The 13,870-nt window shown below is 69.5% G+C and carries 12 protein-coding genes; 2 read left to right on the top strand and 10 right to left on the bottom strand.

Going from position 1 to position 13,870, the window contains the following annotated elements:
- Positions 1-71: 71 nt before the first annotated feature.
- The 5 genes from ung to rhlB form a co-directional block, all read right to left on the bottom strand.
- Positions 72-806, bottom strand: coding sequence for a uracil-DNA glycosylase (gene ung / locus F0P95_RS05200; protein WP_182335948.1), 735 nt, complete (start codon positions 804-806; stop codon positions 72-74).
- A complete protein-coding gene (locus F0P95_RS05195; RefSeq protein ID WP_182335947.1) occupies positions 803-1,645 on the bottom strand; it encodes a response regulator in 843 nt (280 codons plus the stop codon). Before F0P95_RS05195 ends, ung begins: the two co-directional genes overlap by 4 nt.
- Positions 1,646-1,652: 7 nt before the next feature.
- A complete protein-coding gene (gene ftsX / locus F0P95_RS05190; RefSeq protein ID WP_182335946.1) occupies positions 1,653-2,630 on the bottom strand; it encodes a permease-like cell division protein FtsX in 978 nt (325 codons plus the stop codon).
- Positions 2,627-3,313, bottom strand: coding sequence for a cell division ATP-binding protein FtsE (locus F0P95_RS05185; protein WP_182335945.1), 687 nt, complete (start codon positions 3,311-3,313; stop codon positions 2,627-2,629). Before F0P95_RS05185 ends, ftsX begins: the two co-directional genes overlap by 4 nt.
- A 100-nt stretch (positions 3,314-3,413) precedes the next feature.
- Positions 3,414-5,099, bottom strand: a complete 1,686-nt coding sequence (rhlB, locus tag F0P95_RS05180; RefSeq protein WP_182335944.1) for an ATP-dependent RNA helicase RhlB — start codon at positions 5,097-5,099, stop codon at positions 3,414-3,416.
- A gap of 197 nt (positions 5,100-5,296) precedes the next feature.
- Between rhlB and trxA the strand changes: the two genes are divergently transcribed.
- On the top strand, positions 5,297-5,626 hold the full coding sequence (trxA, locus tag F0P95_RS05175) for a thioredoxin TrxA (RefSeq protein ID WP_054661500.1): 330 nt from the start codon (positions 5,297-5,299) through the stop codon (positions 5,624-5,626).
- 221 nt (positions 5,627-5,847) lie between these two features.
- The gene (gene rho, locus F0P95_RS05170; protein WP_054661497.1) at positions 5,848-7,566 is read left to right on the top strand and encodes a transcription termination factor Rho; all 1,719 of its coding nucleotides are present in this window, start codon (positions 5,848-5,850) and stop codon (positions 7,564-7,566) included.
- Positions 7,567-7,641: 75 nt separating this feature from the next.
- On the opposite strand, the gene F0P95_RS05165 is transcribed toward rho, so the two are convergent.
- The 5 genes from F0P95_RS05165 to F0P95_RS05145 form a co-directional block, all read right to left on the bottom strand.
- Positions 7,642-8,511 (bottom strand): energy transducer TonB, encoded by an 870-nt coding sequence (locus tag F0P95_RS05165; RefSeq protein WP_232528804.1) that lies wholly within the window; start codon positions 8,509-8,511, stop codon positions 7,642-7,644.
- A 59-nt stretch (positions 8,512-8,570) separates the two neighbouring features.
- On the bottom strand, positions 8,571-10,289 hold the full coding sequence (gene aceK, locus F0P95_RS05160) for a bifunctional isocitrate dehydrogenase kinase/phosphatase (protein WP_182335943.1): 1,719 nt from the start codon (positions 10,287-10,289) through the stop codon (positions 8,571-8,573).
- Between the two features lie 150 nt (positions 10,290-10,439).
- Positions 10,440-12,665, bottom strand: a complete 2,226-nt coding sequence (locus F0P95_RS05155) for an NADP-dependent isocitrate dehydrogenase (RefSeq protein WP_182335942.1) — start codon at positions 12,663-12,665, stop codon at positions 10,440-10,442.
- A gap of 347 nt (positions 12,666-13,012) precedes the next feature.
- Positions 13,013-13,501 (bottom strand): hypothetical protein, encoded by a 489-nt coding sequence (locus tag F0P95_RS05150; protein ID WP_182335941.1) that lies wholly within the window; start codon positions 13,499-13,501, stop codon positions 13,013-13,015.
- A 43-nt stretch (positions 13,502-13,544) separates the two neighbouring features.
- On the bottom strand, positions 13,545-13,844 hold the full coding sequence (locus tag F0P95_RS05145; RefSeq protein WP_182335940.1) for a LysM peptidoglycan-binding domain-containing protein: 300 nt from the start codon (positions 13,842-13,844) through the stop codon (positions 13,545-13,547).
- Between the last annotated feature and the right edge of the window lie 26 nt (positions 13,845-13,870).

Below are 13,870 nucleotides of genomic sequence, written 5' to 3'. Positions count from 1 at the left end.
TGGATCAACGGGGACATCAACCCAGCCTAGCAGGAAGCCGGTCACCGCCGCATGACAGGACCCCGCGACGTTCAGCCGCCGGCGAGCTGGGCGTCCAGCGCCGCCCGGGGCGGCAGACGCCAGTCGATCGGCGCCTGGCCACGACGCACCAGGTACTCGTTGGTCTGGGAGAAATGGCGGCAGCCGAGGAAGCCGCGGTGGGCCGACAGCGGCGAGGGATGCGGCGCCTTCAGCACGCGATGGCGGCGGGTGTCGATGACCTTGCCCTTGGCCTGCGCGTAGCTGCCCCAGAGCAGGAACACCAGGCCTTCGCGCTCGCGGTTGAGGACATCGACCACATGGTCGGTGAAACCCTCCCAGCCCTTGCCCTGGTGGGCACCGGCGCGGCCTTCCTCGACCGTCAGCACGGCGTTGAGCAGCAACACCCCCTGCCGCGTCCAGGGCAGCAGGCAACCGTGGTCCGGGCGCTGGAACGGCGGCGCGACGTTGCCGTCGCCTTCCAGCTCCTTGTAGATGTTCAGCAGCGACGGCGGCACCGGCACCCCCGGCATCACCGAAAAGCACAGGCCATGGGCCTGGCCGAGGCCGTGGTACGGGTCCTGGCCGAGCACCACCACCTTCACCTGCTCGAACGGGGTCGCGTCGAACGCGGCGAAGATCTGCGGCCCCGGCGGGAACACCCGCGCACCGGCGGCCTTGCGCTGGCGCAGGAAGGCCGACAGCTCGCGCATCTCCGGGCGCAGCAGCCAGTCGCCGATGCGTGCCTTCCAGCCCGGCTCGAGCTGGATGTTCGGTGCCGCGCTCACAGCGCCGCGGCCGGCTGTGCCAGCCGGGTCAGGCGCAGCTGGAACAGCACCTTGGTCACCAGCAGGCGCTCCTCGATCGGCTTCTGTACCAGGTCGTTGGCACCGGCCTGCAGCAGCGCGGACTGGTTGTGCGGGTTGCTGTCGCCGGTCATCACCAGCACCGGCAGGCGGCGCTTGCCGTAGCCGAAGTCGATGCGTACGCGCTCGACCACGTCGCGGCCATTGAGCTCGCCCTTGAGGGTGACGTCGGTGAGCACCAGGTCGATGCGGCGCGTGGTGCGTCCCAGCGATTCTGCGGTCAGCAGCGAGAACGCATCCTCGGCGGTGAGCACGTGCACCACGTGCAGGTCGTGGCGCTCGAGCATGCGCTTGGTGGCCTCGGCCACCACCCTGCTGTCCTCGACATACAGCACGGTCGCGCCGGGCACCGGCTCGGGCTGCACGTAGCCGCGGATGAAGGTCGCCAGCGCCTCGTGGCCCAGCGCCTTGTCGAAATAATCGGTGACGAATTCGTTGAAGCGGCGCTGCTCCAGGTGGCGCTGGGCATCGCCGGACACCACGATCACCGGCACGTAGGCCTGCCCGGCCGCCTCGCGCACGCTGCGCGCCAGCGCCAGGCCATCACCATCGGGCAGGGCCAGCGAAGTGGTGACCAGGTGCACCGGGCCGGTCGCCAGCGCCGCACGCGCTTCCTCGATGCCGGCACAGCCCACCACCTCCACGTCCGGCAGCTCGCGCTGCAACACGTCGGAGATCAGCTTGCGCACCAGTTTTGAACCATCGACCACCATCACCCGGGGGGCGTCGCTGATCAGATGCTTGAGTTCGTGGGTGGACATGCGCGTGTCAGGTATCGGTCGGGCGAGTCTGCCTGAGGAAGTGCCCGGTCACCAGCCACGCCCCCAGCCAGCCCAGGATCACCGTACCCAGCACCACCAGCCCCGAATGCAGCGCATCGAGCCCATGCAGGGTGAACGCACTGCCGTAACTGCCGGTCAACGCCGCCAGCGGCGGGCGCAGGGCCAGGCCGCAGGCGCCGATCAGCGCCAATGCCAGCGCACCCGCAGCCAGGCCGTACCAGGCACCCAGGTAGATAAACGGACGGCGGATGAAGCCGTCGCTGGCGCCCAGCAGCTGCAGCACGCCGATTTCCTCGCGCCGCGCCTGGATGTCCAGCCGCACGGTATTGCCGACCACCAGCACCGCCCCCAGCCCCAGCAGCAGCGACAGCACCTGCACCAGCCGCGCGCCGAACCCGAGCCAGGCGTCCAGGCGCTGGCGCCACAGGGCATCGTGCTGGACCAGGTCGGCCTGCGGCAGGGCCTGCAGCGACCTGGCCAGGGCCATGTCCTGGTCCCCAACCGGGGTGACGATCAGCAGCGTCGGCAGCGGGTTCTCGCCGAGTGCGTCGATCGCCTCGCCCAGCCCGGCGCTCTGGCGCAGTTCGGCCAGGCCTTCGTCGGGCGTGCGCAGCACCACGCCGGCCACGTCGGCGCGCGACCGCAGGCTCGCGGCCACGTCCTGCGCGGCGGCGCCGTCGACTTCGGGCTTGAGGAACAGATTGATGTCGCGCGACTGCTGCACGCTGCCAGCGAACAGCTTGAGGTTGTCCAGCGCGATCGACAGGCCCAGCGGCAGCGCCAGGGCCAGCGCCATCACCGCCACGGTCAGCACCGTCGCCCATGGCTTGCGCAGCGCGCGGCCAAGGCTGAAGACCACGCTGTGCAGGTGGTGGGCGAACCACACGCGCAGCCGCGACGGCGCGGGCGCGGCATGGGCGGCGGGCTTGTTCGCGGCCTCGGCCTTGTTCGCGTCCCTGCTCATTCGGCCAGGTCCTGCGGCGAGATGTCGTCCACCAGGCGGCCATGGTCGAGGATCAGCACGCGCTTGCGCATGTGCTTGAGCAGCGCCAGGTCGTGGCTGACCACCAGCACGCTGGTGCCGCGGCCGGGCAGTTCGGCGAACAGGGCCATGATCTCCGCGGCGAGGGTCGGGTCGAGGTTGCCGGTCGGCTCGTCGGCCACCAGCAACCGGGGCTCGGCGACGATCGCGCGGGCGATGCCCACGCGCTGCTGCTCGCCGGCCGACAACTGCGTGGGCAGCGCCTTCTCGCGATGGCCCAGGCCCATCCGTTCGAGCACCGAGCGCACCCGCTTGCCGGTGTCGGCGCGCCGGTCGCCACGCAGGATCAGCGGCAACGCCACGTTCTCGCCGACGCTGCGGTCGATCAGCAGGCGGTGGTCCTGGTGGACCGCGCCGACTTCACGGCGGTGCAGCGCCACCTTGCCACCGCGCACCTTGAGCAGGTTGCGCTCGCCGAACAGCACGGCGCCACGGGTCGGGCGCTCGCTGAGGTGGATCAGTTTCAGCAGGGTGCTCTTGCCGGCGCCGGAGTGGCCGGTGACGAACAGCATCTCGCCGGCCGCCACCTCGAAGCTGACGTCCACCAGCGCCTGGTGGCCGCCCGCATAGTGCTTGCTGACATTGTCGAAACGCAGGACGCTCATGCCCCGATTATGCCGGAGCCGAAGCGCGGCGTGCATCGCGATGCCGGGGCCGCGAACGACCCGGGCCGACGACAGCGCCGGCCATGGGCCGGCGCATCGATCAATCGCCCGACAGCATCCGCCGGATCTTGCGGCCCAGGCGGGTCAGGAACGAATCGCTGTCATTGCCGGACGCGCGCATCGGCGTGGCCGGCACCTGCACCGGCCCGTTGCCGGATGCAACCGCGGGTGCGGCGACGGCGGCTTCAGCGCCCTCGACCGGACGCCCATGGCGACGACGGCGGCGCTTGCGCGGCGCGCGCTCGCCTTCCACCGCGGCCTCCGGTGCGCCTTCGGCGCGCGGCGGACGCGGCGGGCGCGGGGCCGCGGCCGGTTCGGCGGCGGCAGCCACCTGCTCGCCCTCGACACGCGGCTTGCGCGGGCCACGCGGCTTGCGCTCGCCGTCGCGGCGTTCACCACGGCCAGCGCCGGAGCGCCCCCCGCTGCGGCCGCCACCGCGGCGCTCTTCCTCCGCGGCACGCGCTTCGCGCGCCTCGCGGAAGATCGCACCGACGCTCTCGTTCTCGTCGGCCTCGCCTTCGGCCGGCGCCGCGCGTTCCGGACGCGGCAGCGCGGTCATCAGCTCGGTGGTGACCGGCTCGACCGGGATCTTCTGCTGGATATAGGCCTCGATGTCCGGCAGGCCCATCGCGTAGCGCTCGCAGGCGAAGCTGATCGCGTCGCCTTCCTCGCCCAGCCGCGCGGTGCGGCCGATGCGGTGCACGTAATCCTCGGCGTCGAACGGCAGGTCGTAGTTGTAGACGTACTTGACCCCGTCGATGTGCAGGCCGCGCGCGGCCACGTCGGTGGCCACGAGGATTTCCAGCTGGCCCTTCTGGAAGCGGTTGAGCAGGCTCTCGCGCTTCTTCTGCGGTACGTCGCCGGACAGCACGCCGACGCGGTAGCCGGCCTTCTCCAGCGAACGCGCCACGCGCTCGACGAACATCTTGGTGTTGACGAACACCATGGTGCGGGCGCCTTCGCTGCGCGAGAGCAGGCCCAGCAGCAGCGGCAGCTTCTCCTCGTCGGCCGGGAAGTAGATGCGCTGGCGCACGCGTTCGGCGGTGACGGTCTCGGTCTCCACCACCAGCTTCTGCGGCTCGTTCATGTGCTCGTAGGCCAGCTCCAGCACGCGATAGCTGAGGGTGGCCGAGAACAGCAGGGTCTGGCGGGTGGTGCGTTCGGGCATGCGCCGCAGCAGGAAGCGGATGTCCTTGATGAAGCCCAGGTCGAACATGCGGTCGGCTTCGTCCAGCACGCAGATCTCGCAGGCATGCAGCGAGACCACTTTGTGCTGCTTGACGTAGTCGATCAGGCGGCCCGGGGTGGCGATGATCACGTCCACGCCCTTCTGCAGCAGCTCGCGCTGCTTGTCGTAGTCGACGCCACCGTAGACCAGGGCGAAACGCAGGCCCGAGTCGGACGCGAACTTCATCGCGTCCTTGTGGATCTGGATGGCCAGCTCGCGGGTCGGCGCCAGGATCAGCGCGCGCGGATCCTCCGGCTTGCGGTCGGCCAGCGCCGGCCGGATCAGCAGCCGGTTGATGACCGCCACCAGGAACGCCAGCGTCTTGCCGGTGCCGGTCTGCGCCTGGCCGGCGACGTCGCCGCCAGGCAGGGCCACCGGCAGGGTCAATGCCTGGATCGGGGTACAGCGGGTGAATCCGGCTCCTTCCAACCCGGCCAACAGCGCCGGGTGCAGCTCGAAGGAGGAAAAAGTCACATCAGTCAGCGGTTTGTCGCTCATTATTTGGTCTTGGTAGTGCCAGCCGGCCAGGTTGGCCGGGCGGCTTGCATCGTATCGGGCACCGTCGCACACTGCGGCCCCTGCGCCGGGTCGCGCGACGCAAGGCCAAGCCTTTAGGTCCGCGCAATGCCCCAGTTTAGCGCAATGCGACAGCCAACCCGGCATGGGCCGTCGCATTGCCCCAGGAGACTCCTCAAGTGAGCGATAAGGTTCTACACGTCGGCGATGCCGATTTCGACGCCGCCGTGCTGCAGTCCGACACCCCGGTGCTGGTGGACTTCTGGGCCGAATGGTGCGGCCCCTGCAAGATGATCTCGCCGGTGCTGGACGAACTGGCCGACGCCTATGACGGCAAGCTGAAGATCGCCAAGCTCAACGTCGACGACAACCGCGCCACCGCGGTCAAGTACCACGTGCGCTCGATCCCGATGCTGCTGCTGTTCAAGGATGGCCAGATCCAGGCCACCCAGATCGGCGCCGTCGGCAAGGGCCAGCTGAGCCAGATGATCGACAAGGCGCTGGCCTGATCCCTCCCGCCGGCGGCCATGGCCGCCGGCTCCGGGCCAGCCTTACCGCGGCCCAACGGGCGTTTCCCGCCACCTTGCACCGCCGTGCGCGGCGGTGTTAGTGTCGCCGCATCCGGCAGCTTTGGCCTGCCGCACCCTCCGGCCGGGTTCTCGTCCGGATCATTCCCAACCAGTTCGCCGCCCTGTCAGGCGCTCGCACGTCAGCGAGAGGAATCAAGCACTTGTCCGAGAACACTCCTTCCGAAACCGGGAGCGCCGACGCGCCCGTCGAGAAGCGCGTGCGCAAGCCGCGTGTCGCCAAGGCCGCCGAGGCCGCCGACAGCAGCAGCCCCGCTTCCGCCCCGGCCCAGTCCGCCCTGCCGCTGCCGGCCGGCGACGCTTCCCCCGCCCCGGCCGCTCCGGCCCCGGGCAACGAAGGCCAGGCGTCCGCGCCGGCCGGCAACCCGCACGGCGGCCAGGAAGGCGGCGAGCCGCGCGACGGCAACAACAACGCCCAGCGCCATGGCCAGCAGAACCCGCAGAATCAGCAGGGCCAGGGTCAGGGCAATCGCCGCGACCGCTTCCGCAACCGCCGCGAGCGCAACCGCGACCGCTTCCGCGACGACGGCCTGCCCGGCGACAACGGCAACGAGACCTTCGTGCCGCGCCCGCACCCGTCGGTGCCGGAGGGTTTCCCGGTCTATTCGCTGAGCGATCTGAAGAAGATGCCGGCGCACAAGCTGCTGGAGATCGCCGAGCAGCTGCAGATCACCGACGGCGTGGCCCGCGCCCGCAAGCAGGACGTGATCTTCGCCCTGCTCAAGGTGCTGACCCGCCATGGCGAGGGCGTGGCCGCCGACGGCGTGCTGGAAATCCTGCCCGACGGCTTCGGCTTCCTGCGCGCGGCCGAGGCCAGCTACCTGGCCGGCCCGGACGACACCTACATCTCGCCCAGCCAGATCCGCCGCTTCAACCTGCGCACCGGCGACCACATCGCCGGCCGCATCCGCTTCCCGAAGGACGGCGAGCGCTACTTCGCGCTGAACATCGTCGACACCATCAACGGTGAGCCGATCGAAGCGTCGAAGAACAAGGTGCTGTTCGAGAACCTGACCCCGCTGTTCCCGCGCAAGCGCTTCACCCTGGAACGCGGCAACGGCTCCTCGGAAGACATCACCGGCCGCATCCTCGACCTGATGGCGCCGCAGGGCAAGGGCCAGCGCGCGCTGATCGTCTCCCCGCCCAAGGCGGGCAAGACGATGATGATGCAGCAGATCGCCACGGCCATCACCACCAACCACCCGGAAGTGCACCTGATCGTGCTGCTGGTGGACGAGCGCCCGGAAGAAGTGACCGAGATGCAGCGCACCGTGCGCGGCGAAGTGGTCTCCTCGACCTTCGACGAGCCGGCCGCACGCCACGTGCAGGTGGCCGAAATGGTGATCGAGCGCGCCAAGCGCCTGGTCGAGCACAAGAAGGACGTGGTGATCCTGCTGGATTCGATCACCCGCCTGGCGCGTGCCTACAACAATGTCGTGCCCAGCTCCGGCAAGGTGCTGACCGGCGGCGTGGACGCCAATGCCCTGCACCGCCCGAAGCGCTTCTTCGGCGCCGCGCGCAACGTCGAGGAAGGCGGCTCGCTGACCATCATCGCCACCGCGCTGGTCGAGACCGGCTCGAAGATGGACGAGGTGATCTACGAAGAGTTCAAGGGCACCGGCAACAGCGAAGTGCACCTGAACCGCCGCATCACCGAGAAGCGCGTGTACCCGGCCATCGACATCAACCGTTCCGGCACCCGCCGCGAAGACCTGCTGATCGAGCCGGAGCTGCTGCAGAAGATCTGGATCCTGCGCAAGCTGCTGCACCCGATGGACGAAATCGCGGCGATGGAATTCCTGCTCGACAAGATGAAGAACACCAAGTCCAACGACGAGTTCTTCGGTTCGATGAAGCGCTGATTCCCCGCCGGAACCGCTGTAACGAAAAAGCCCCGCGAACGCGGGGCTTTTTCGTGGCTGGCGCAACCGGCGCGCTCAGCCTTCCAGCGGCGTCAGCAGCTTGGGCCCGCCGCCGCGGCCGGCCATGTAGACGCCACCGCTGGCCAGTGCGTCCGAAGCGTTCTCCCAGTCCTCGTCGCTGATCCATGGCGCGCGTTCGCGCGGTCCGGGGATGTAGGCCTGCCACGCGCCGTACTCGTCCGGCATCGGCTGGGACCTGTCGAGCATCGCGTACTGCACCGGGATGCGCACGTTCCAGTGCGGCGCGTCCGCGTCCTCGCCTTCGACCGGAACGCGGAACTCCCACTTGCGCGCCGCGGCCAGCGCATTGCCACCCAGCACCTGGCGGAACCGGCGCATCTGGCCCTCGCTGGCCACCACGGTCATGTTGACCTGTTCCACGTACGCGTCCGCGACGCGGCCATCGCGCCCGACCTTGAGGACCAGGTAGACATTGCCCTGCGCCCCCACCTCGTACATCGCGCGCGGGTAGCTTGGCGGCGTCATCTTCAAGGCGGTGACCGCGCTCCTGCTTTCCGGATCGTAGGCCTCGAAGGTGGCACTGCGGATGGCCACCTGGGTGCCGCCGTCTTCCAGCTGCCTGCCGACCAGGCGCAGCATCAACGGCGAACGCGCGGCGACCGGCTTGCCGTCGCGGACCACCGGAACGAAGGTCCAGCCCATCACCGAGCTCCGCACGAAACGGGCCAGCTCCGCACTCAGCCGGTCCTGCTGGTCCAGCCGCACCGCCTCCACGCTGCCATCGGGCGCGATATCGATCTGCCCGGACAGCTGCATGCCCATCTCGGCCTGCTTGCGCACCGCCCCCGGCCCGGCGGCCGACGCGGCAACGGTCACCAACAGCAACGCGGCCAGCACGGCCCCGCGACGCAACGACTTCAGCATGACGCTCTCCTTGCCACTGCATGTCCAGGGCGCGACTGTAGCGCTTCCGGCGGCGATGTTCACGCCAGCCGCAGCGCACGTGGGTAGGGCGGGGTATCGGGGAATTCGCCGCGGGCGAAAGCGGCCTGCAGGCCGCGCCACCAGCGGGGGTCGAACAGCTCGCCGTGCGCCTCGCGCACCGCCTCCATCAGTGGGCGCGGCAGGCCCATGAACAACGGGAAGCGCTCGGGGAACACGTCGTTGGGCGCGACATGGAACCACGGCTCCGCGGCCAGGGCTTCGGCGGCATCGCGCGGCTGCGGCCAGTCGCGGAACGTGCAGTCGCCGACCCGGCACAGTTCGTCGTAGTCGTAGAACACCACGCGGCCATGGCGCGAGACGCCGAAGTTCTTGAGCAGCATGTCGCCGGGGAAGATGTCGTTGCGCGCCATGTCGGTGATGGCCTGCGCGTAGTCCAGCGCCGCCGCGCGCGCGGCCTGGGGGGTCTGTTCGCTCAGGTACAGGTTGAGCGGGCGGAACCGCCGCTGCACGTAGCACAGCGATATCACCAGGTCCTCGCCCTCGACCCGCACGCTGCGCGCGCAGCTCTCCAGCAGCTCCTGGCGCAGCTCGGGGGCGAAGCGGGCCAGCGGGAAGCGCAGGTGGCGGTAGGGTTGCGCGTCCAGCAGCCGGCCGATGCGATCCAGGTTGAACACCAGCGCGTAGCGGTCCTCCACGTCCTGGCGGCTGACCGTCTTGGGCCAGGCGAAGCGGTCGCGGATCAGCTTGAACACCAGCGGGTAACTGGGCAGGGTGAACACCGCCATCACCATGCCCGGCGTGCCCTCGGCCTGCACCAGCCGCTCGTCGGGATGCTGCTGGAAATGGCGGAAGAAGGTGCGGTAGCGCTCGGTCTTGCCCTGCTTGGCGCGGCCGAGCACGGTGTAGATCTCGTCCACCGGCTTGCCCGGCAGCAGGCTGCGCAGGAACACCACCGCGTCGGCGACGGTGGGCAGGTCGGCCTGGAAATAGCTGCGCGACACGCCGAACAGGTGCGCCACGTCGCGGCGCCCGCTGAGCACCGCCTCGGCGCGCAGGCCCTCGTCGCCGTCGTTGACCAGCGCGATCACGCAGGGCGAGAAGCGATGCTCGCCGAACACGCGCCCGACCAGGTAGGCGCGGCGCTCGCGGTAGAACACGGTGTCCAGCAGTTCGATGGCGCGCACCGGGTTCGGCCCCCAGTGGGCGAGGTCATCCTGCAGGCGTACGGCGATGGCCGCGGCGCAGCGCAGGCGGTGCCGGTAGGGCACGTCGAAGCGGTAGTCGGCCAGCACGCGCTCGAAGGCCTCGGCCGGGCGCGCCTCGGAAACGGTGTAGACGTGGCGCGCCACCGGGTGGGTGATGGCGTCGGACGGCTCGATCTCGAGCGCCATGAACTCGATGGCATCGTCCACCCCGCGGGTGGCGAACAGGCGCCGGGTCAGGGTGTTGTAGAAGGTCTTGTACAGTTCGCCGTCGATCAGCCCGGCGACCTGCGTGGCGAAGGCCGCGCGCACCCGCACCCAGGCCTCGCGGCCGGGCCGGCTGCCGGCGACGCCCTGCAGGCGCGCCATGCATTCGCCGATGCACAGGTCGTACAGCGCGATGCGCTCGACCGCGTCCTGGCGCGCTGCCGCCCAGTCGCGCTGCTCGAAGCGCCCGCGTGCGCGCCGGGTGATGGCGGCAAACCGGGCGTGGTAGTCCTCGAAGCCGTCGCGGATGCAGGCGGCGATGGCGTGGGCGGATTCGGTGGCAGGCATCGGCAGTGGGGGAGTCGGGGCGCCGGCCCCACCCTACCGCACCGGACTGGCGTGCGCCCTCGCGACGTGGACGCGCGGGTAGCCGGGCACAAAAAACCCGCATCGCCAGGGCGATGCGGGTCCGGGGTCAAGCCACCGCGGCGGGTGCGATCAGAGCGCGGCCAGCGCGGCGTTGAGGGTCGCGCTCGGGCGCATCGCCCGGCTGGTCTTGCCGAGGTCCGGGCGGTAGTAGCCGCCGATGTCCACGGCCTTGCCCTGCACCGCGACCAGCTCCTCGACGATCTTCTGCTCGTTGTCGGCCAGCGCCTTGGCCAGCGGCGCGAACTTCGCCTTCAGCGCGGCGTCCTCGTCCTGCGCGGCCAGCGCCTGGGCCCAGTACATGGCCAGGTAGAAGTGGCTGCCGCGGTTGTCGATGGTGCCCAGCTTGCGGCCCGGCGAGCGGTCGTTGTCGAGGAAGGTGCCGTTGGCCTGGTCCAGCGCCTTGGCGAGTACCGCGGCGGCCTTGTTGTCGTAGCGCTGGGCAAGGTGCTCCAGCGAGGCGGCCAGGGCCAGGAACTCGCCCAGCGAATCCCAGCGCAGGTAATCCTCCTCGACGAACTGCTGCACGTGCTTCGGCGCCGAACCGCCGGCGCCGGTCTCGAACAGGCCGCCACCGGCCATCAGCGGCACGATCGACAGCATCTTGGCGCTGGTGCCCAGCTCCAGGATCGGGAACAGGTCGGTGAGGTAGTCGCGCAGCACGTTGCCGGTCACCGAGATGGTGTCCTGGCCCTTGCGGATGCGCTCCAGCGAGAACTTCGTGGCCTCCACCGGCGACAGGATGCGGATGTCCAGGCCCTGGGTATCGTGGTCCTTCAGGTACTTCTCGACCTTGGCGATCATCTGCGCGTCATGCGCGCGGTTGGCGTCCAGCCAGAACACGGCCGGGGTGTTGCTCAGACGCGCGCGGCTGACCGCCAGCTTGACCCAGTCCTGGATCGGCGCATCCTTGGCCTGGCACATGCGCCAGATGTCGCCGGCCTCGACCTTGTGCTCGAACACCACGTTGCCGGCCTCGTCGCTGACGCGCACGGTGCCGTCGGCCGGGATCTGGAAGGTCTTGTCGTGGCTGCCGTACTCCTCGGCCTTCTGCGCCATCAGGCCGACGTTGGGCACGCTGCCCATGGTCGCCGGGTCGAACGCGCCATGCGCCTTGCAGTCCTCGATCACCGCCTGGTAGACGCCGGCGTAGCAGCGGTCGGGGATCAGCGCCTTGGTGTCCTGCAGCTTGCCTTCGGCATTCCACATGCGGCCGGAGTCGCGGATCATCGCCGGCATCGAGGCGTCGACGATCACGTCGCTGGGCACGTGCAGGTTGGTGATGCCCTTGTCGGAGTTGACCATCGCCACCGCCGGGCGCTTGGCGTACTCGGCGGCGATGTCGGCCTTGATCGCTTCCTGGGTGGCTTCCGGCAGCGACGGCAGGCGCGCGTACAGGTCGCCGATGCCGTTGTTCGGGTCGAAGCCGGCCTGCTTGAGCTCGGTGGCGTACTTGCCCAGCACGTCCTTGTAGAACTCCTCGACCACCACGCCGAACATGATCGGGTCGGAGACCTTCATCATGGTCGCCTTCAGGTGCAGCGAGAACAGCACGCCCTGGGCACGGGCGTCGGCGATCTGCGCGGCGACGAACGCGGCCAGCGCGCGGCGCGACATCACCGAGGCGTCGACGATCTCGCCGGCCTTGACCGCGGTCTTGTCCTTGAGCACCACGGTCCGGCCATCGTCCTGCACCAGCTCGATCTTCAGGCTGCCGGCGCCGGCCAGCGTGGCCGACTTCTCGCTGCCGTAGAAATCACCGTCGTCCATGTGCGCGACGTGCGACTTCGAGTCGCTGCTCCACGCGCCCATGCGGTGCGGGTGCTTGCGGGCGTAGTTCTTGACCGACAGCGGCGCGCGGCGATCGGAGTTGCCCTCGCGCAGCACCGGGTTCACGGCGCTGCCCTTGACCTTGTCGTAGCGCGCCTTGATGTCGCGCGCGACGTCGTCGGCCGGCGCGTCCGGGTAGTTCGGCAGCGCGTAGCCCTGGTCCTGCAGTTCCTTGATCGCGGCCTTGAGCTGCGGCACCGAGGCGCTGATGTTGGGCAGCTTGATGATGTTGGCTTCCGGCCGGGTCGCCAGCTCGCCGAGCTCGGCCAGATCGTCGCTGATCTTCTGCCCGTCCTGCAGGTAGTCCGGGAACTGCGACAGGATGCGGCCGGAGAGCGAGATGTCGCGGGTCTCCACTGCGATGCCGGCGGTGGTGGCATACGCATCGATGATCGGCAGCAGCGACTGCGTCGCCAGGAACGGGGCTTCGTCGGTGAGCGTGTAGATGATCTTCGGCGTATCGGACATGGGGGATGGTTTCCGTCGGAAGTAAAGGCAGGGAATCAGCACCGCATTGTCGCGCGTCGTGACGGTTCCGGCAAAACGGGCCGGTACGGTTGCGGCAACGCGCCGCCGCGCCGGTTCATGGCATCTGCTCATGTGGCATGCATCAGCCGGGCGCGCGCGGGGCGCCGCGCAGCCGCACGGTTCCGGCGCGCAGCGGCGGCTACGGCGCAGGCGCCGACGCCGCCCCGGGCAGCGCCGCCCACGCCCACCTGCGGCCCGGGCGCGGCAATAAAAAAGGGCGCAGTCCTGCGACTGCGCCCATGGCCTGCACCTGTCGGGAGAGAGGGGCGACAGGTGGATGCCGCTTGCTACTTCACTTCGAACTCCTGGGTGGTGCCGGCCGGCTGGCCATCCAGGGTCACGTCCGCGCGGTACTTGCCGGCGGGCCATGCGCTTGCCTTGCTGAACTCGATATTGGTGGTCTCCGCACCGCTGGTGGTGAGCGTGGCGCTCTGCTCGCCGGCCACCTGCCCGTCCTGGTAGGTGAGCTTGGCGCCCAGGCTGGCGTTGGTCGCGGCGCCGTCGGTCTTCACCGACACGATGATCTTGTCCTTGCCGCCGATCATGGCCACCGGGGCCACCGACTTGTCGGCAGCGGCGGTGGTGCCGACGGTGATCGAGGTGACGCTGACCGCCGGCGCAGCCGGCGGCGGCGGTGCCGGCTCGCTCATCGGCGCCGGCGCCGGGGCACTGGTCATCGGCGGCGGCGCGGCCTCTTCATTCTTCTTGCAACCGGCCACGGCCAGGGTGCCGGCCAGGGTGATCATCAGGACACTGCTGAACGAAGTCTTCTTCATGGGATGCTCCGGAATGTGGGAAAAGGCACTGGGCCTGGTGGCCTCAACCCTGGCGCGGGGGAATCTTCAGGGTCTGCCCGGGAAAGATCTTGTCGGGGTCGGAAAGGACATCGCGGTTGGCCTCGAAGATCTGCTTCCAGGCATTGGCGTCGCCCAACAGGTGCTTGGCGATCCGGGAAAGACTGTCGCCCTTCTGCACCGTGTACTGTTGTTCGCCCGCGATCTGCGCGGTGGAATCCACCCGCGCGCTCACATCGGAAAAATCGGCCTTCGGCGCGACGGCGGCGGTGCTGTCCACGGTGGACGTCACATCCGAAAAATCGGCCTTCCTGTCATTGCTCATCGGGTCGTTCCTCCTCGGCTGGCTGC

Origin of the sequence: Stenotrophomonas acidaminiphila, from assembly GCF_014109845.1 — a bacterium.
In the GTDB taxonomy this organism is placed as follows: domain Bacteria; phylum Pseudomonadota; class Gammaproteobacteria; order Xanthomonadales; family Xanthomonadaceae; genus Stenotrophomonas; species Stenotrophomonas acidaminiphila.
This window is presented reverse-complemented; position numbering and strand designations above follow the sequence as displayed.

Excerpts from the sequence above, each read along its gene's own strand:
- ftsX (WP_182335946.1), bottom strand. The coding sequence starts at position 2,630 with ATGAGCAGGGACGCGAACAAGGCCGAGGCCGCGAACAAGCCCGCCGCC.
- F0P95_RS05145 (WP_182335940.1), bottom strand. The coding sequence starts at position 13,844 with ATGAGCAATGACAGGAAGGCCGATTTTTCGGATGTGACGTCCACCGTG.
- F0P95_RS05150 (WP_182335941.1), bottom strand. The coding sequence starts at position 13,501 with ATGAAGAAGACTTCGTTCAGCAGTGTCCTGATGATCACCCTGGCCGGC.
- aceK (WP_182335943.1), bottom strand. The coding sequence starts at position 10,289 with ATGCCTGCCACCGAATCCGCCCACGCCATCGCCGCCTGCATCCGCGAC.
- F0P95_RS05185 (WP_182335945.1), bottom strand. The coding sequence starts at position 3,313 with ATGAGCGTCCTGCGTTTCGACAATGTCAGCAAGCACTATGCGGGCGGC.
- F0P95_RS05165 (WP_232528804.1), bottom strand. The coding sequence starts at position 8,511 with ATGCTGAAGTCGTTGCGTCGCGGGGCCGTGCTGGCCGCGTTGCTGTTG.
- F0P95_RS05195 (WP_182335947.1), bottom strand. The coding sequence starts at position 1,645 with ATGTCCACCCACGAACTCAAGCATCTGATCAGCGACGCCCCCCGGGTG.
- F0P95_RS05155 (WP_182335942.1), bottom strand. The coding sequence starts at position 12,665 with ATGTCCGATACGCCGAAGATCATCTACACGCTCACCGACGAAGCCCCG.
- rhlB (WP_182335944.1), bottom strand. The coding sequence starts at position 5,099 with ATGAGCGACAAACCGCTGACTGATGTGACTTTTTCCTCCTTCGAGCTG.